Below are 18,768 nucleotides of genomic sequence, written 5' to 3'. Positions count from 1 at the left end.
GACCCGGACGCGTCCCATCACGCCTTGGCCATACGCTATGCAGCATGGCTGGTCAGGCGGCGATGGATGGTGATCGTCGCGACGGTGCTACTTTGCGTGGCGGCCAGTGCGGGACTCGAGCGCATCGCCTTCAGCAGTGACTATCGCGATTTCTTCCGTTCGGACGATCCGCAACTGCTCGCCAATCAGGCACTCCAAGACGCCTATGCAGACGACAACCAGGCGCTGGTGGCCTTTGTCCCCCGAGACGGGACGGTGTTTACGCCTCGCGCGCTGGACGCAATGGCGCGCTTCACCGAACTGGCATGGCAGCTGCCCCATGTGCGACGCGTGGACAGTCTCACGAACCATCAGCATGCCGAAGCCCACGACGATGACCTCCGGGTGCGCCCCCTATACCAGCCGGGGACGGGCCAGACACCCGAAGCGATCGCGGCCATCCGCGCCATCGCACTCAGCGAGCCGCTATTGGTAAAGCGGTTGGTCTCGCCCGATGGGTCTGTGGCGGGAATCAGTATCAGCTTTACACTCCCCGCGCCAACGGAGACAACCTTGCCGGAGGCCGTGCATGCACTGCGCGCCCTGATGGATCAGGCGCGCGCGCTGGACCCCGATATCCGCGTTATGGCCACGGGCGGCATATTGCTCGACAACGCCTTCGACGAGGAAGCGAAGGCCGACCTGGCCACGCTGACGCCACTGATGTACGCGCTGATTCTCGTCGTCATGTTCGTGGCGTTGCGCAGTGCGTGCGGCGTGGCGGCTGCGTTGCTGACGATGACGTTGGCGATCTTCGCCGCGCTCGGCATGGTCGGCTGGCTTGGCGTCAAGCTCACGGCCATCTCCGTCTCCACGCCGACCATCCTCACCACCATCGCCGTCGCGAATTGCTTGCACGTAATTGTCTACACGATCCGGCGGATGGGGGCCGGCGCGTCACGGCATGAGGCCGTACGGGATGCCGTGGCAGCAAACGCCCCCATCATGCTGGTGGCCTGTGGCACGGACGCGCTCGGCTTCTTCAGCATGTGCCTGTCGGACGTTCCACCGGTCGCCAACTTCGGCGTGATGCTGGGCATTGGTGCCATCGTGGTGCTGCTGTTGTCAGCGTCGTTCCTCCCGGCGTGCCTGGCCGTGCTGCCGATCTCCGGGCAGCAGCGGATGCTGCGGCAGGGGCATGCCATCGGCCGCATGGCGGGCGCCGTGGTGGCGTGGCGAAAGCCGGTGTTCATCGGGGTGGCGCTGCTCAACCTCGCTGCCGCCTGGTTCGTCACGCGCAATCAACTCGAGGACAATTTCGTCGACTATTTCAGTCCGGCCGTCGAGTTCCGCCGCGATACGGACTTCATCCAGTCGCATCTATCCGGCGTMCATACCGTGTACTACGCGGTGCCGTCAGGTGTCGGGGGTACGGTGGGTTCGGCCGCGTACCTGCGGGATCTGGACAGGCTTGCCGACTGGCTACGCGCGCAGCCCGAAGTCTTCCAGGTCAGCTCGCTCGCCGACGTGGTCAAGCGCGTTCACCGCACGCTGCATGGCGATGCGTCGACCGCATATCGCGTGCCTGATGATGACATGGCGGCGGCCCAGGTATTACTCGTGTACGAGCTGTCCCTGCCACCCGGGCTGGATCTGAACGATCAGATTCGGATCGACCGCTCGGCCAGCAAGCTGACCGTGGTCCTGCGCGACATCACGTCCACGGCATTGGTGGCCTTCGACCAGCGCGTGCAGGCGTGGATGCGCGCAAACCTGCCGGCCGGCATGCAGGCGTCTGGCGCTGGGCCGTCCATCATGTTCTCGCATATCGGCGAGATGAATGTCGCCGGTACGCTGCAGGGGTATGTGCTGCAGATCCTGCTCGTTTCCGTCGTCATCGGGCTGGTGTTGCGCAGTGTCCGACTGGGCTTCGCCAGCCTGCTTCCGAACGTCCTGCCGTCCTTGATGGCTTTCGGGCTTTGGGGAGCGTTTGTCGGGCAAGTCGGCCTGTCGGTGGCGGTGGTGGGGGTGCTGACCTACGGGATCATCGTCGACGACACGATTCACAGCGTCTTCAAGTACCACCGCGCCCGCACGGTGCTGGGTCTGTCACCCCGGGCGGCGGTGGAGAACGCGTACAGCATTTCCGGCATGGCGGTGCTGTTCACCACTTCGGTCCTGGTGGCCGGCTTCGGCGTACTGATCTTCTCGCACTTCGACCTGAACGCCGACATGGGAATCATGTCCGTGCTGACGATCGCGATTGCCGCCATCGTGGACCTTGTGCTGCTGCCGCCATTGCTATTTGCCATCGACCGGGACACCCCGAAGCCGGCTTCCGCCCCCCACTCCCAACCGTTGAAAGGCATTTGACATGATGAAGCTCCGGATGCGCCTTGTGGCGCTTGTGTTCTGTCTGATCGCGGTATCGCCCGTGGCTGCGGCGGCGGAAGACGCCACCCGCGGCGAAGCCATCGTCGCGGAGATGTACGCGCGCGAACGCGGGTTCAGCAGCTATCGCATGGATATGGAAATGATCCTGCGTGACCGGCATGGCCAGCAAAGCGTGCGCAAGATGCGTGGCGCCGTGCTCGAGACGGACGGCGACGGTGACAAGCACCTGATGCTGTTCGAGTCTCCGGCCGACATCCGGCACACGGCTTTCCTGAGTTTTGCGCATGCCGATAAGCCCGACGATCAGTGGCTATACCTGCCGGCCCTGAAGCGCACGCGGCGCATCGCCTCGGACAGCAAGTCGGGCTCGTTCATGGGCAGCGAGTTCTCGTTCGAAGACCTGACCTCGCAGTTGCCGCGCAAGTTCAGCCACCGCTATCTGGGCGACGAAGACACCGGCGGGACACCGTGCTTCAAGGTCGAGCGCACGCCCCGCTACGAGGGCTCCGGCTATACGAAGCAGGTGCTGTGGATCGACCGCGAGCGGTACGTGACATTGAAAGCGGAACTGTACGACCGTCGCGGGGCCTTGCAGAAGACGCTGGAGAGCGGCGACTTTGCCGCCTACGGACAGCAGTTGCTAAAGCCAGGGTGGATGAACATGGTGAACCATCAGACCGGCAAGTCGACCCGCATCAGTATGTCCGGCTACAAGTTCCGGGATGGCGGCGTCGACAAGCGGGATTTCGAGCCGCAGCGGCTGGAGTATGTTCGCTAAACGGGGATGCGTCCGTTGGCTCGCCACCCGGTGTCTCGTCTGGCATGCGGGCACTGGCCACGCGATGCCAGTCGTCGAGACAAGCGGGAGTATCGGTCCGGAAGTCTGGCTGTTCAATCGCCCCCCCGCATTTCAGGCACAGCACCAACATGCCGCGGCCTTGGTCCTCAATCTCGGCTGGATTGTCACACACCCCATGTACCCGGGCGTCACCGGCCGGCTGACCCCTTACGTCCGCCTGGACGTTTCCGATCCGGACATGCGTTACTTCGATTTTCGCGAAGCCACCGTCCGTGCCGAGCGCGGCGACAACCTCTGGCAAKCCGGGATGGAGACATTGGACTGGAGCGTGATGGAGTCACGCCATCCGGTCAACATCATCAACCAGATCGATACCCGCGCGGACATCGATCTGGAGGCCAAGCTCGGCCAGCCGATGCTGTCTTACACCCGCTTCAGCGAGGCGTACGGACGTCTCGCCGTGTACTGGATGCCGTGGTTCCGGCCCCGCCCCCAACTGGGCCTTCGAAGCCGGCAACGCATGGGGCCGCTGGCACCGGAGGCCCCCTCCCACGGCCTGGCGCCCTGGCAGCGGACCAACGATATCGCCGTACGCTGGTCGGGGACCATCGCGGATGCCGACGTCGGTGCCTACTACTTCGATGGCTTGTCACGCGAGCCCACCATCGCCCCCGACTTGACGACGGCTTACCAGCGCATCCGACAGTTGGGGGTGACCGGTGTATTGCCCGCTGGCAGCATGCTGTGGAAGGGCGAGGCGATCTTTCGTTGGGGGCAGGGTGCGCCTTTCGGTGCCTACATCGTCGGTGCGGAATACACATTCGCCAGGCCCGACGGCGACCTTTCACTGCTGTTCGAATACCTGCGCGACCACCGCGACGCCAGCGCGCCGTTCACGCCGTTCACACACGGCCCCTTCGCCGGCGTGCGTATTCGCCTCAACGAGTCCGGTGATGCGGAACTGCAATACGGCGTGCTGCACGACCGTGCGACCCGCATCCTGATGCACAAACTCGAGGTCAGCCGTCGGTTCGGCAAATCCGCGCGGCTGCGTCTGGTAGCCCGTAAGGCGAGTTGCAACGGCGACAGCGTTTTTGAGGCGCTGTGTCGCGACAGCATGTTGCAGGTCAATCTGACCCACAACTTTTAGCCCTACGCTTTTGATCCCAACCCTATCCGAGGTCATGATGATCACGCCAATTCTCGCCACTTCCGCCGCAGCTTGCAGCGCGCTTGTCGCCTTCCTGCATATCTACATCATCGCCAAAGGGCCGCAGGCGTACCGTGCCTTCGGCGCCGGCGAGGCCCTCGCAGGCATGGCGGAGCGCGGCTCCTGGGTGCCGGGATTGCTGACAGCGGGCATCACGGGGGTGTTCTTCGTCTTTGCTGCCTACTATGCGGCGGCGGCCGGGTTGCTGCCGACGCTCCCCCAGATGCGCATTGCGGTGATCGGCATTGCAGCAATCTATACGCTGCGGGGCGGCCTCATCGTAGTGGGATGGGTGCTCCGGCAACCCCTGTCCACGTTCGACATCCAATCCTCGTTCGCATCTCTGGCTATCGGGCTCCTTCACTGCGCGGCCGCCTGGTGCTGGCTCGCAGCGACCGATGCTGTCGAGACGGCGCGCTAAAGGGGCGTCGGCAATGATTCGCATCGTTCCCGCCTGCGTGTTTCCTGGTCAGGGGTCGCAATCCGTCGGCATGCTTTCCGCGTGGCGGGGTGAGCGTGTGTTCGTCGAGACGATCGACGAAGCCTCGGATGTGCTTGATCTGGACCTCTGGCACCTTAGCCAGCATGCCGATCCAGCGGAACTCGCCCGCACGGTCAACACGCAGCCATTGGTGGTGGCGGCGTCGATCGCGATCTATCGCACCTGGCAGGCCCAGTCTCCAGTAGCCGTGCCATGGGCGATCGGACACAGTGTTGGGGAAATTTCAGCGCTGGTTGCCGCCGGTGCCCTGGCGCTGCCGGATGCCCTGCACATCGCGCGCCAACGGKCGCTGGCGATGATGGCGGCGGTGGCGCCCGGCGTTGGGGGCATGGCAGCGGTCATCGGTCTCGATGACCTGACAGTGGAACGACTCTGTTCCGCCTGCGCCGGAGGTGGCGGCGTACTTGAGCCGGTGAATTTCAATGCGCCCGGGCAAGTGGTGGTGGCCGGCCATATGCCGGCCATCGAGCGTCTCAAGATGGCCGCCCGGGAGGCCGGCGCAAAGATGGTGTTCGTGCTGCCAGTCAGTGGCCCGTTCCATAGCTCGCTGATGCAGCCAGCGGCGGAGGCGCTCGCCCGGTGCCTCGACGACATCCGCGTCACGGCCCCTTCGTTGCGCGTGCTGCACGGCAATAGCCTTGAAGTCGCCACGGAGGCGTCGATCAAGCCGGCGCTGGTGGCGCAACTGACTGCCCCGGTGCGCTGGACGGCAATGGTTCGGCACCTCGAGGCCGACGGCGTCACGCACATCGTGGAATCAGGACCCGGGGAGGTATTGACGAATCTGTGCCGGCGCGTCGCTCCCGCGTTGTCCGTACTAACCCTGCATCTGCCCCAAGGCATGGAGGCCGCCGTGCTGGCCCTGTCGTGAGCAGTCAATGGCTGCGGATCGCGCAGACGAAAAAAAACCCGGCTCGAAAGCCGGGTTTTTCACTTCCAGTGCAGCAACGATCGCGATCAGACCGCGTCGCCGTCGCCCTCGGTGGCCTGCACCACGGGCGGCTCGATGAAGAGCGATTGCTCTTCGTCCGAGATCGCCTGGGCGCGTTCGCGCTCGGCCGCCTCGCGTGCCTTGCGGGCACGGTGGTAGGCCAGGCCGGTACCGGCGGGGATCAGACGACCCACGATCACGTTTTCCTTCAGACCACGCAGGTCGTCGGTCTTGCCCATGATCGCGGCCTCGGTCAGCACGCGCGTCGTTTCCTGGAACGATGCCGCCGAGATGAAGCTGTCCGTGGACAGCGACGCCTTCGTGATACCCAGCAGCAGGTTCTCGTGCGTGGCCGGACGCTTGCCGTCCGCAATCATGCGGTCGTTTTCGTCCAGCAGTTCCGAACGCTCCACCTGCTCGCCCGGGATGAACCGGGTGTCGCCCACGTCCTGGATCTGCACGCGGCGCAGCATCTGACGAACAATCACTTCGATGTGCTTGTCGTTGATCTTCACGCCCTGCAGACGGTACACGTCCTGCACTTCGTCCACGATGTAGTGCGCCAGTTCCTCGATGCCCTTCAGGCGCAGGATGTCGTGCGGGTCCGCCGGACCTTCCACGATCATTTCGCCCTTGTTCACCACCTGGCCATCGTGCACCAGCACCTGCTTTTCCTTGGCGATCAGGAACTCATGGGCGTTGCCGTCCAGGTCCGTGATAACCAGGCGCTGCTTGCCCTTGGTGTCCTTACCGAACGATGTCGTACCGGTGACTTCCGCCAGCACGGCGGCGTCCTTCGGCGAACGCGCTTCGAACAGTTCAGCCACACGCGGCAGACCACCGGTAATGTCGCGAGTCTTCTGCGATTCGGTCGGGATACGTGCGAGCACTTCACCCACATGCACCTGCTGGCCGTCCTTCACGGTAATCAGCGCGCCAACCTGGAAGCCGATGGTCACGGAGTGGTCCGTGCCCGGAATCTTGACTTCCTGGCCGTTCGCGTCGAGCAGCTTCACCTGCGGGCGCAGGCCCTTGGTGGCAGCCGTACGGCGCTTGGCATCGATCACCACGAGGGTCGACAGGCCGGTGACTTCGTCCATCTGCTTGGCGACGGTCACGCCCTCTTCGACGTTCTCGAACTTCGTCATGCCGGTGTATTCCGACACGATCGGGCGCGTCAGCGCATCCCACGTGGCCAGCTGCGTACCAGCCTTGATGGCCTGGCCGTCCTGCACCAGCAGCGTGGCGCCGTACGGGATCTTGTGGCGCTCGCGCTCGCGGCCGTGGTCGTCCGTGATCAGCGTCTCGCCCGAACGCGAGATCACGATCAGTTCGCCCTTGGCGTTCGTCACGTAGCGCATGGTCGCCGTGAAGCGGACCGTACCGGTCGCCTTGGCTTCCACGCTCGAGGCCACTGCCGCACGCGATGCCGCACCACCGATGTGGAACGTCCGCATGGTCAGCTGCGTACCCGGCTCACCGATCGACTGCGCGGCAATCACGCCCACCGCTTCGCCGGAGTTCACCAGCACGCCGCGGCCCAGGTCGCGGCCGTAGCACTTGCCGCACAGGCCGTAACGCGTGTCGCACGCCAGCGGGGTGCGGACCTTGACTTCGTCCACGCCGAGGTTGTCGATCAGGTCGACGAGGTCTTCGTCCAGCAGCGTGCCGGTCTCGATCGCCGTTTCCTGCGTTTCCGGGTTCACCACGTCAGACACGGTCACACGGCCGAGGATACGGTCGCGCAGCGCTTCGATCACTTCACCGCCTTCGACCAGGGCCTTCATGGCCACGCCGTTGGTGGTGCCGCAATCGTCTTCGACCACGACCAGATCCTGCGTCACGTCGACCAGACGACGGGTCAGGTAACCCGAGTTCGCGGTCTTCAGTGCCGTATCGGCTAGGCCCTTACGCGCGCCGTGGGTCGAGATGAAGTACTGCAGAACGTTCAGGCCTTCACGGAAGTTCGCCGTAATCGGCGTTTCAATGATCGAGCCATCCGGCTTGGCCATCAGGCCACGCATACCGGCCAGCTGGCGGATCTGCGCTGCGGAACCCCGCGCGCCCGAGTCGGCCATCATGTAGATGGAGTTGAACGATTCCTGCTTGACCGTATTGCCTTCGCGGTCGACCACGTCTTCGTGCTGGAGCTGCTCCATCATCGCCTTGCCCACCTGGTCGCCGGCGGCGCCCCAGATGTCCACGACGTTGTTGTAACGCTCCTGGTCCGTCACCAGACCCGACATGTACTGCTTGTCGTATTCCTTCACCTTGGCAGCGGCGTCGGAGATGATCTTCTCCTTCTGCGGCGGCACCAGCATGTCGTCGATGGCAATCGAGATACCGGCGCGCGTCGCCAGGCGGAAGCCCGACTGCAGCAGCTTGTCGGCGAAGATCACGGTCTCGCGCAGACCGCACTTGCGGAATGCGGTGTTGATCAGGCGCGAGATTTCCTTCTTCTTCAGCGGCTTGTTCAGCACCGAGAACGGCAGGCCCTTCGGCAGGATCTCGGACAGGATCGCGCGGCCGACCGTGGTGGCCTGCAGCGTGATCTTGGGCGCGAAGCGGGCATCGCCCACGGCGTCCTTGTCGACGAGCACGTACTCGGTGATCCGCACGTTCACGCGCGAAGCGAGTTCGACTTCCTTGTTCTCGTAGGCGCGGATGACTTCGCTGATGTCAGCGAACGTCATGCCTTCACCCTTGCCGTTGATCTTGTCGCGGGTCGTGTAGTACAGACCCAGCACCACGTCTTGCGACGGGACGATCGACGGATCGCCGTTGGCCGGGAACAGCACGTTGTTGGAGGCCAGCATCAGCGTGCGGGCTTCCATCTGTGCTTCCAGCGACAGCGGCACGTGAACAGCCATCTGGTCACCGTCGAAGTCGGCGTTGAATGCCGCGCAGACCAGCGGGTGCAGCTGGATGGCCTTGCCTTCGATCAGCACCGGCTCGAACGCCTGGATCCCCAGGCGGTGCAGCGTCGGCGCACGGTTCAGCATCACCGGGTGCTCGCGGATCACCTCTTCGAGGATGTCCCACACCACCGGCGTCTGGCTTTCCACTTCCTTCTTCGCCGCCTTGATCGTGGTGGCGATGCCCATCGTTTCCAGCTTGTGGAAGATGAACGGCTTGAACAGCTCGAGCGCCATCAGCTTGGGCAGGCCGCACTGGTGCAGCTTCAGCGTCGGGCCCACCACGATGACCGAACGGCCCGAGTAGTCGACGCGCTTGCCCAGCAGGTTCTGACGGAAACGACCGCCCTTACCCTTGATCATCTCGGCCAGGGACTTCAGCGGACGCTTGTTGGCGCCGGTCATCGCCTTGCCGCGACGGCCGTTGTCCAGCAGCGAATCCACCGCTTCCTGCAGCATGCGCTTTTCGTTGCGCACGATGATCTCGGGCGCCTTCAGTTCCAGCAGGCGCTTCAGGCGGTTGTTACGGTTGATGACGCKACGATACAGGTCGTTCAGGTCCGAGGTGGCGAAACGGCCGCCATCCAGCGGTACCAGCGGACGCAGTTCCGGCGGCAGCACCGGCAGCACTTCCAGGATCATCCACTCGGGCTTGATGCCCGAACGCTGGAACGCCTCGAGCACCTTCAGGCGCTTGGCGAACTTCTTGATCTTGGCTTCGGAACCGGTGGCCTGCAGCTCGGCGCGGATCTGTTCGATCTGCTTCTCGATGTCGATGCCGCGCAGCAGTTCACGGATGCCTTCGGCGCCCATCATGGCGACGAACTCGCCCTCGCCGTACTCATCGCACTTCGCGATGTAGTCGTCCTMGGACATGATCTGGCTCTTCTTGAGCGGGGTCATGCCCGGTTCCAGCACCACGAATGCCTCGAAATACAGCACGCGTTCGATGTCGCGCAGCGTCATGTCCAGGACCATGCCCAGACGCGACGGCAGCGACTTCAGGAACCAGATGTGCGCAGTCGGCGCAGCCAGTTCGATGTGGCCCATGCGCTCGCGACGCACCTTGGCCAGCGTGACTTCGACGCCGCACTTCTCGCAGATCACGCCACGGTGCTTCAGGCGCTTGTACTTGCCGCACAGGCACTCGTAGTCCTTGATCGGGCCAAAGATCTTGGCGCAGAACAGGCCATCGCGTTCCGGCTTGAACGTCCGGTAGTTGATCGTTTCCGGCTTCTTCACTTCACCGTACGACCACGAACGGATCTTCTCGGGCGAGGCGAGGCCGATCTTGATCGCGTCGAACTGCTCTTCCTGCTGAACCTGCTTAAAGAGATCGAGCAATGCTTTCATTGCAACTCCTTGTTTCGCCGCGGCACCGAAGTCTGTTCGGGGCCACGGCATTCATCCTGTGGGAAATCTTCTCTGCCGGGTCTACCGGGCCGGCGCCCGCCGCAGCGGGACGCCGTCATCGCGCCGATCAGTAACGATCGAGATCGATGTCGATACCCAACGAGCGGATTTCCTTCACCAGCACGTTGAACGATTCCGGCATGCCGGCGTCGATCGAGTGCTCGCCCTTGACGATGTTTTCGTACACCTTGGTACGGCCGTTCACGTCATCGGACTTGACCGTCAGCATTTCCTGCAGCACGTACGACGCGCCGTAGGCTTCCAGTGCCCACACTTCCATCTCACCGAAACGCTGGCCACCGAACTGGGCCTTACCGCCCAGCGGCTGCTGCGTCACGAGCGAGTACGGACCCGTCGAGCGCGCGTGCATCTTGTCATCGACCAAGTGGTGCAGCTTCAGCATGTGCATCACACCCAGCGTGACCGGACGCTCGAACGCTTCGCCGGTGCGGCCGTCGTACAGCGTGACCTGCTGCTTCGACGGGGTCAGGCCCTTCTCCTTGGCGATCTCGTCCGGGTAGGCCAGGTCCAGCATGCGGCGGATTTCATCCTCATGCGCACCGTCAAACACCGGCGTTGCGAACGGCACGCCCTTCTTCAGGTTCGAAGCCAGTTCCAGCACTTCGGCGTCGGTCAGGCTGTCCAGGTCTTCCGGCTTGCCGCTCTCGTTGTAGACCTGGGCCAGCAGCTTGCGCAGCTCCTGTGCCTTGGTCTGCGCCTTGAGCATGTCACCGATGCGCTGGCCCAGACCGCGCGCGGCCCAGCCCAGGTGGGTTTCCAGAATCTGGCCCACGTTCATCCGCGACGGCACGCCCAGCGGGTTCAGCACGATGTCGGCCGGGGTACCGTCCGCCATGTACGGCATGTCTTCGATCGGCACGATCTTCGACACCACACCCTTGTTACCGTGACGACCTGCCATCTTGTCGCCAGGCTGCAGGCGACGCTTCACGGCCAGGTACACCTTGACCATCTTGATCACGCCCGGCGGCAGTTCGTCGCCCTGCGTGAGCTTCTTGCGCTTCTCTTCGAAGGCCAGGTCGAATTCGTGACGCTTCTGCTCGATGGCTTCCTTCACTGCCTCGAGCTGGGCCGCCACTTCTTCGTCGGCCGGACGGATGTCGAACCAGTKGTACTTGTCCAGATCGGCCAGGTACTCGCGGGTCAGCTTGGCACCCTTCGCCAGCTTCTTCGGACCGCCGTTGACGGGCTTGTCGAGCAGCAGGCGTTCCAGACGCTGGAATGCATCGCCTTCCACGATACGCAGCTGGTCGTTCAGGTCCAGGCGGTAGCGCTTCAGTTCGTCGTCGATGATCGACTGGGCACGCTTGTCGCGCGTCACGCCTTCGCGGGTGAAGACCTGGACGTCGATCACGATGCCGCTCATGCCCGACGGCACGCGCAGCGAGGTGTCCTTCACGTCCGATGCCTTCTCGCCGAAGATGGCGCGCAGCAGCTTCTCTTCCGGGGTCAGCTGGGTCTCGCCCTTCGGCGTGACCTTGCCCACCAGCACGTCGCCAGCCTCGACTTCGGCACCGATGTAGGTGATGCCGGACTCGTCCAGACGCGCGAGTTGCGCTTCGGCGAGGTTCGAGATGTCGCGCGTGATTTCTTCCGGTCCCAGCTTCGTGTCACGGGCGACGACCGACAGTTCCTCGATGTGGATCGAGGTGTAGCGGTCTTCGGCCACCACGCGTTCGGAGATCAGGATCGAATCTTCGAAGTTGTAGCCGTTCCACGGCATGAACGCCACCAGCATGTTCTGGCCCAGTGCCAGCTCGCCCAGGTCGGTCGAGGCGCCGTCGGCGATCACGTCGTTACGCGCGACGATATCGCCAACCTTCACCATCGGACGCTGGTTGATGTTGGTGTTCTGGTTGGAACGCGTGTACTTGATCAGGTTGTAGATGTCCACGCCGACTTCGCCAGCAACGGCTTCGTCGTCGTTCACACGGATCACGATACGCATGGCATCGACGTAGTCCACCACGCCGCCACGCATGGCCTGCACGGCGGTACCCGAGTCAACGGCCACGGTACGTTCGATGCCGGTACCCACGAGCGGCTTGTCCGGACGCAGGCAAGGCACGGCCTGACGCTGCATGTTCGCGCCCATCAGTGCACGGTTCGCGTCATCGTGTTCCAGGAACGGCACCAGCGAGGCAGCGGCCGACACGATCTGCGACGGCGCCACGTCGATGTACTGCACGCGGTCCGGAGTCACCATGCGCGTTTCGCGCTCGGAGCCTTCGCGGGACGAGACCAGTTCATCGATCAGGGTGCCATCGGCATCCACGGTCGCGTTGGCCTGGGCCACCACGTACTTGCCTTCCTCGATGGCCGACAGGTAGTCCACCTGGTCGGTCAGCTTGCTGTCCACCACCTTGCGGTACGGCGTTTCCAGGAAGCCGTATTCGTTCAGGCGGGCGTACAGTGCCAGCGAGTTGATCAGGCCGATGTTCGGGCCTTCCGGCGTTTCGATCGGGCACACGCGGCCATAGTGGGTCGGGTGCACGTCACGGACTTCAAAGCCGGCGCGCTCGCGCGTCAGACCACCCGGGCCCAGTGCGGAAACACGGCGCTTGTGGGTGATTTCCGAGAGCGGGTTGGTCTGGTCCATGAACTGCGACAGCTGCGACGAACCGAAGAACTCGCGAATCGCCGACGAAATCGGCTTCGAGTTGATCAGGTCGTGCGGCATCAGGTTCTCGGTCTCGGCCTGGCCCAGACGTTCCTTGACGGCACGCTCCACGCGCGACAGACCGGCGCGGAATTGGTTTTCCGCCAGTTCGCCCACGCAACGCACGCGACGATTACCCAGGTGATCGATGTCATCGACCTCGCCCTTGCCGTTACGCAGGTTCACCAGGATCTTGATCGTCTCGAGGATGTCTTCGTCCTGCAGCACCATGCTGCCCTCGCCGCTCGGGCGCGACAGACGGCTGTTGACCTTCATGCGGCCAACGCGCGACAGATCGTACGACTCTTCGCTGTAGAACAGGCGCTGGAACAGCGCTTCCACGGCTTCCTCGGTGGGCGGCTCGCCCGGGCGCATCATGCGGTAGATCGCGATACGCGCGGCGGTCTGGTCGGCGGTCTCGTCCACGCGCAGCGTCTGCGACATGTACGGGCCCTGGTCCAGGTCGTTCGTGTACAGCGTCTGGATCTGCTTGACACCGGCTTCGCGCAGGTTTTCCAGCAGCGTCTCGGTCAGCTCGTCGTTGGCGTTGGCGATCACCTCGCCCGTGTCCGGGTCGATGATGTTCTTGGCAAGCACGCGGCCGAGCAGATAGTCTTCCGGCACGCTGATCAGCTTGGTACCGGCGGAGTCCAGGTCACGGATGTGCTTGGCGTTGATCCGCTTGTCCTTCTCCACGACCACGCGACCGTTCTTGTCCGCGATGTCGAAACGCGCCACTTCGCCACGCAGGCGCTCGGGCACGAATTCCAGCTGCGCGCCTTCCGACTGCAGCGTGAAGTTGTCGAACACGAAGAAGTGCGCCAGGATTTGCTCCGGCGTCAGGCCGATCGACTTCAGCAGGATCGTCACCGGCATCTTGCGGCGGCGGTCCACACGGAAGTACAGGATGTCCTTCGGATCGAATTCGAAGTCCAGCCACGAGCCACGGTACGGAATAATCCGTGCCGAGAACAGCAGCTTGCCCGAGCTGTGCGTCTTGCCCTTGTMGTGCTCGAAGAACACGCCCGGCGAACGGTGCAGCTGGCTAACGATGACACGCTCGGTGCCGTTAATCACGAAAGAACCGGTCGACGTCATGAGCGGAATTTCGCCCATGTAGACTTCCTGCTCCTTCACTTCCTTGACCTTGCCCGGGTTCTCGCGATCGTTGATGATCAGGCGAACCTTGGCACGCAGCGCCGAGTGGAACGTCAGGCCACGCTGCTGGCACTCCTTGACGTCGAACGGCGGGTTGGACAGGTGATACGAGACAAACTCCATACGGGCAAGCCCGTTATGGGAGGAGATTGGGAAAATCGCGCTGAAAGCGGCCTGCAGACCCTCTGTTTTGCGACGCGCGGTCGGCGTTTCCGCTTGCAAGAACTGGGTGTAGGATTCAATCTGGGTGGCAAGCAGGAATGGAACCTGATGAACCGTCGCGCGCTTCGCAAAGGATTTGCGAATGCGCTTCTTTTCGGTGAAGCTGTACGCCATGGGATCTCCKAATCATCGCAGGGCAGGCTGGACCTGGCCGGCACCTGAGGTGTTCAGCGACTGGGAGGGGATTTGGCGGTTGGCCGCTACCAACCTCTGGCTGACGGTGTCCGCACGCTGCGGGCGGTGTGGTCATTGCACGGCGCAATGCCTGTACTCGCCCGGGGGACACCCGACCAAACTTGTCTTCTGCAGTCGGTTCAGAAGACAAACATCAGCAACCACTTAGTGTGCCACTGATGTTTGGCTTCTGCTAAGGCAGCGAATGATTTCGCTCGCCAAGCAGTCTATCCATCACTTTATTTGCGCCCTGGCCGGTACTTCGATCCGCCGGGTGCCCAATCAAACACACCCACAGAAGCGCAAAAAGGCTGGCGCCGGGATTTCCCTTTGCCAGCCCCATCCGCGTGCCACGAGGGCACGCGCGGTACCACTTACTTGACGTCGACCTTTGCGCCTGCGTCTTCCAGCTTCTTCTTGGCGTCGGCAGCAGCAGCCTTGTCCACGCCTTCCTTGACAGCCTTCGGAGCGCCGTCAACCAGATCCTTGGCTTCCTTCAGGCCCAGGCCGGTGATTTCGCGAACAGCCTTAATCACGCCGACCTTGTTGGCGCCAACTTCGGCCAGGATCACGTTGAATTCGGTCTGCTCTTCAGCAGCAGCAGCACCGCCAGCGCCCGGGGCAGCAGCCACGGCCATAGCAGCGGCGGACACGCCGAACTTCTCTTCGAACGCCTTGACCAGGTCGTTCAGTTCCATCACGGACATCGAGCCTACGGCTTCGAGGATGTCGTCTTTAGTGATTGCCATTTGGAATACTCCTACTAGATGTGATTCGGTATCGGTAATGCGATCTGTCTTTGCGAGGCCTGCGACAGCTTAAGCAGCAGGGGCTTCCGCTTCTTCCGCGGGAGCGCMTTCGCTCTTCTTGGCAGCCAGGGCGGCCAGCAGACGGGCGAAGCCCGACACCGGTGCCTGCATGACGCCAAGCAGCTGAGCAATCAGTTCTTCGCGGCCCGGGATCGAAGCCAGTGCCTTGACGGCCACAGCATCGAGCACCTTGCCGTCATACGACCCAGCGCGCAGGACCAGCTTGTCGTTGGTCTTGGCAAAGTCGTTCAGAACCTTGGCCGAGGCCACTGCATCTTCGGAAATCCCGTAGATCAGCGGACCGGTCATTTGCTCTGCGAGGCCTGCAAACGGCGTACCTTCGACGGCGCGGCGAGCCAGCGTGTTCTTCAGAACGCGCAGGTACACGCCTTGCTGACGAGCGTTGGCACGCAGCTTGGTCAGATCGCCAACCGCAATGCCGCGATATTCGGCCACGACGATGGTCTGGGCCTTGGCGACTTGCGCCGAAACCTCAGCAACGACGGCCTTCTTATCTTCAATATTGAGTGGCACGGTTAAGCTCCAAAACGATGCGGTGCTCGGGAAATCTCCTCTGCAATCGCATCAGTCCAAACGAACGGCGTCCGATTGGCCCGAATCACCCGGGACATGCCCGGATTCATCAATCCCTTCGGGTGCGCCATCTGCGCTGGCGGGACGGCTGCCATCGGGCGATGCCCCCATGTGCCGACCGATTAAGTCCACGCTGCCTGATTGCTGCGGCATGAACACCAGCGGTCTTTGATAACCAGCGGTACCTGCCGTCGCGCTGCGTTGCCGCTGCGCGGTTGGCGGGCACCACTGCCCAAAGCCTTGCTTCGTCGCCCTTCGGCGCCGAAACCGACCCCGGCGATGCCGGGATCCTTCATTCCTGCCCTGGCCGGCGTTATCGGGAACCGGTCAGGTGAGTGCCGTCGGGCTTAGGCCGACAGCGAAGTCTGTTCGACGCGAACGCCAACGCCCATCGTGGACGACACGGCGATCTTGCGCAGGTACACACCCTTGCTGGTGGCCGGCTTGGCCTTGACCAGCGCGTCCAGCAGTGCGGACAGGTTGCTCTTCAGCGCGGTGTCTTCGAACGAACGGCGACCGATGGTGGCGTGGATGATACCGGCCTTGTCGACACGGAATTGCACCTGACCAGCCTTGGCGTTCTTCACAGCCTGGGCCACGTCCGGCGTCACGGTGCCAACCTTCGGGTTCGGCATCAGGCCACGCGGGCCGAGGATCTGGCCCAGCGTACCGACGATACGCATCGTGTCCGGCGAAGCGATCACGACGTCGAAATTCAGGTTACCGGCCTTCACTTGCTCGGCCAGGTCTTCCATGCCGACGATGTCAGCGCCAGCAGCCTTGGCGGCCTCGGCCTTTTCGCCCTGGGCGAACACGGCCACGCGCACCGACTTGCCGGTACCGGCGGGCAGCACCACGGAACCACGCACCACTTGGTCCGACTTCTTGGCGTCGATGCCCAGTTGCACGGCCACGTCGATCGACTCGTCGAACTTCGCCGAAGCGCAGCTCTTCACCAGGCCCAGGGCCTCGTCGATCGGGTAGAACTTGGTACGCTCGATCTTCGCCTTGTTGGCGGCGACGCGCTTGGAAACCTTAGCCATTTACAGACCCTCCACGGTGATGCCCATCGAGCGAGCCGAACCGGCGATGGTACGCACGGCGGCGTCCAGATCGGCGGCGGTCAGGTCAGCGTTCTTGGCCTTGGCGATGTCTTCAGCCTGGGCGCGGGTGATCTTGCCAACCTTGTCGGTATGGGGCTTCGGCGAACCCTTGGCGATGCCTGCTGCCTTCTTGATCAGCACGGTCGCGGGCGGCGACTTCATCACGAAGGTGAAGCTCTTGTCGGCGAAGGCGGTAATCACCACCGGCACCGGCAGACCAGGTTCCATGCCCTGGGTCTGGGCGTTGAACGCCTTGCAGAACTCCATGATGTTCAGACCACGCTGACCCAGTGCGGGACCAACGGGCGGGGAGGGATTTGCCTTACCAGCCGGAATTTGCAGCTTGATAAAGCCAATGATCTTCTTGGCCATTTCTACTCCAATCCAGATCCGGATTCCTCGGGAAAACGGATCCTGTTGAGTCGTAACGCGCTATCGCCATGCCTGTCGGCACAGCCTCACGCTCCTCTTTGGGCGGACCTCTCAGCCTGCCCTCTCTGTCCGCCCCGGCACTCGCGCGCCGCGGCGGTCAAATCCTTAAACCTTCTCGACCTGACCGAACTCGAGCTCGACCGGCGTTGCGCGACCGAAGATCGTGACCGAGACGCGCAGGCGCGACTTCTCGTAGTTCACTTCCTCGACGTTGCCGTTGAAGTCGGTGAACGGGCCGTCCTTGACGCGCACCATTTCGCCCACTTCGAACAGCGTCTTGGGACGCGGCTTCTCGACCCCTTCCTGCATCTGGGTCATGATCTTGTCGACTTCGCGCTGCGAAATCGGGCTCGGGCGGTTACGCGCGCCCCCGACGAAGCCGGTGACCTTGCTGGTGTTCTTCACCAGATGCCACGTCTCGTCGGTCATTTCCATTTCCACGAGCACGTAGCCCGGGAAGAAACGGCGTTCGGTCACGGACTTGTGACCACCCTTGATTTCCACGACTTCTTCGGAGGGCACCAGAATGCGGCCGAACTTGTCCTGCATCTCGGCGCGCTCGATGCGCTCCTGCAGCGCGCGCTGCACGCTCTTTTCCATGCCGGAGTAGGCGTGCACCACATACCAGCGCTTCTTCGACGAAGGCGATTCGGCTGCCGTGGTTTCCTGCTGAGCGTTATCCGTCATGTGTTACCTCTTATTTCCAGCCCAGCACGAGGGAGAAAATCACCCACTCGATGAGCTTGTCGGCCGACCACAGGAACAACGCCATGATCACTACAAAGGCAAACACGAGCCCGGTCATCTGACCGGCTTCCTTGCGCGTCGGCCAGACGACCTTTTTGACTTCCCGATACGATTCCTTGGCGAACCCCACGAAATCCTTGCCGGGGGCGGACACGAGCGCCACGACGACGCCCAGTGCGAGACCGGCGAACAGCGCCGCGCCACGCACGTACGACGGCTGCTGCGCGAGTACGTAGAAGCCGATCACTCCCGCAACCACCAGGAGCCCCGCGACGACGAGCAGCCATTTGCCGCTCGAGGCGCCTACGGTTTCGACATTGGGATTGGCCATGTTTCGCAAACGAGACTAAGCCGCGTCACGATTCATTCTCGCGACGCGGCTGATTGATTTGGCAGGGGCAGAGGGAATCGAACCCCCAACCTTCGGTTTTGGAGACCGACGCTCTGCCAGTTGAGCTATACCCCTAAAAACAACTTCGGGGTCGACGATTCCGCCAACCCCTCTGGCAGACGACCACGGCCGGTTGGTGCCGTGTTCGCCAGTATTACTGCTTAGTCGAGGATCTTTGCCACGACGCCGGCGCCGACGGTACGGCCGCCTTCACGGATAGCGAAGCGCAGACCTTCTTCCATGGCGATCGGGGCGATCAGCTTGACCGTGATCGACACGTTGTCGCCCGGCATGACCATTTCCTTGTTTCCTTGT

The 18,768-nt window shown here is 63.0% G+C and carries 14 protein-coding genes and 1 tRNA gene; 5 read left to right on the top strand and 10 right to left on the bottom strand.

Going from position 1 to position 18,768, the window contains the following annotated elements; translation table 11 throughout:
- Positions 1-66 precede the first annotated feature (66 nt).
- From AC1EJR_RS25790 to fabD, 5 genes are all read left to right on the top strand, one after another.
- The gene (locus AC1EJR_RS25790; protein ID WP_477147772.1) at positions 67-2,352 is read left to right on the top strand and encodes an efflux RND transporter permease subunit; all 2,286 of its coding nucleotides are present in this window, start codon (positions 67-69) and stop codon (positions 2,350-2,352) included.
- Position 2,353: 1 nt separating this feature from the next.
- Complete coding sequence (locus AC1EJR_RS25785) at positions 2,354-3,151, top strand: outer membrane lipoprotein-sorting protein (protein WP_092301725.1); 798 nt, start codon at positions 2,354-2,356, stop codon at positions 3,149-3,151.
- A gap of 64 nt (positions 3,152-3,215) precedes the next feature.
- A complete protein-coding gene (locus AC1EJR_RS25780) occupies positions 3,216-4,322 on the top strand; it encodes a hypothetical protein (protein ID WP_477147771.1) in 1,107 nt (368 codons plus the stop codon).
- A gap of 34 nt (positions 4,323-4,356) precedes the next feature.
- Positions 4,357-4,803 (top strand): hypothetical protein, encoded by a 447-nt coding sequence (locus AC1EJR_RS25775; protein ID WP_092301721.1) that lies wholly within the window; start codon positions 4,357-4,359, stop codon positions 4,801-4,803.
- A 13-nt stretch (positions 4,804-4,816) separates the two neighbouring features.
- Positions 4,817-5,755 (top strand): ACP S-malonyltransferase, encoded by a 939-nt coding sequence (gene fabD / locus AC1EJR_RS25770; protein ID WP_477147770.1) that lies wholly within the window; start codon positions 4,817-4,819, stop codon positions 5,753-5,755.
- A gap of 86 nt (positions 5,756-5,841) precedes the next feature.
- Here fabD and rpoC read toward each other — a convergent pair whose 3' ends face one another.
- The 10 genes from rpoC to AC1EJR_RS25720 form a co-directional block, all read right to left on the bottom strand.
- Complete coding sequence (rpoC, locus tag AC1EJR_RS25765) at positions 5,842-10,083, bottom strand: DNA-directed RNA polymerase subunit beta' (protein ID WP_477147769.1); 4,242 nt, start codon at positions 10,081-10,083, stop codon at positions 5,842-5,844.
- A gap of 127 nt (positions 10,084-10,210) precedes the next feature.
- Positions 10,211-14,317 carry a DNA-directed RNA polymerase subunit beta gene (rpoB, locus tag AC1EJR_RS25760; protein WP_477147768.1) on the bottom strand — a complete coding sequence of 1,369 codons (4,107 nt, stop codon included), beginning with the start codon at positions 14,315-14,317 and terminating at the stop codon, positions 10,211-10,213.
- A 434-nt stretch (positions 14,318-14,751) separates the two neighbouring features.
- Entirely contained in the window at positions 14,752-15,126 is a 375-nt protein-coding gene (rplL, locus tag AC1EJR_RS25755; RefSeq protein WP_092301713.1) for a 50S ribosomal protein L7/L12, read from the bottom strand.
- A 69-nt stretch (positions 15,127-15,195) separates the two neighbouring features.
- Entirely contained in the window at positions 15,196-15,720 is a 525-nt protein-coding gene (gene rplJ / locus AC1EJR_RS25750) for a 50S ribosomal protein L10 (RefSeq protein ID WP_477147767.1), read from the bottom strand.
- Between the two features lie 407 nt (positions 15,721-16,127).
- Positions 16,128-16,823, bottom strand: coding sequence for a 50S ribosomal protein L1 (rplA, locus tag AC1EJR_RS25745; RefSeq protein ID WP_092301708.1), 696 nt, complete (start codon positions 16,821-16,823; stop codon positions 16,128-16,130).
- Positions 16,824-17,255, bottom strand: coding sequence for a 50S ribosomal protein L11 (gene rplK / locus AC1EJR_RS25740; RefSeq protein WP_092301705.1), 432 nt, complete (start codon positions 17,253-17,255; stop codon positions 16,824-16,826).
- A gap of 165 nt (positions 17,256-17,420) precedes the next feature.
- The gene (gene nusG / locus AC1EJR_RS25735; protein WP_017511590.1) at positions 17,421-18,002 is read right to left on the bottom strand and encodes a transcription termination/antitermination protein NusG; all 582 of its coding nucleotides are present in this window, start codon (positions 18,000-18,002) and stop codon (positions 17,421-17,423) included.
- Positions 18,003-18,012: 10 nt separating this feature from the next.
- Complete coding sequence (gene secE, locus AC1EJR_RS25730; RefSeq protein WP_092301702.1) at positions 18,013-18,393, bottom strand: preprotein translocase subunit SecE; 381 nt, start codon at positions 18,391-18,393, stop codon at positions 18,013-18,015.
- A 59-nt stretch (positions 18,394-18,452) separates the two neighbouring features.
- Positions 18,453-18,528, bottom strand: a tRNA-Trp gene (locus tag AC1EJR_RS25725).
- A gap of 86 nt (positions 18,529-18,614) precedes the next feature.
- Positions 18,615-18,768: EF-Tu C-terminal domain-related protein (locus tag AC1EJR_RS25720; protein WP_477147776.1), on the bottom strand; the 154-nt coding region annotated here is incomplete at its 5' end.

It is taken from the genome of Cupriavidus sp. 05T42, assembly GCF_056396345.1.
The sequence above is the reverse complement of the archived record's forward strand: the minus strand, read 5'-3'. Positions and strand labels throughout refer to the sequence as shown.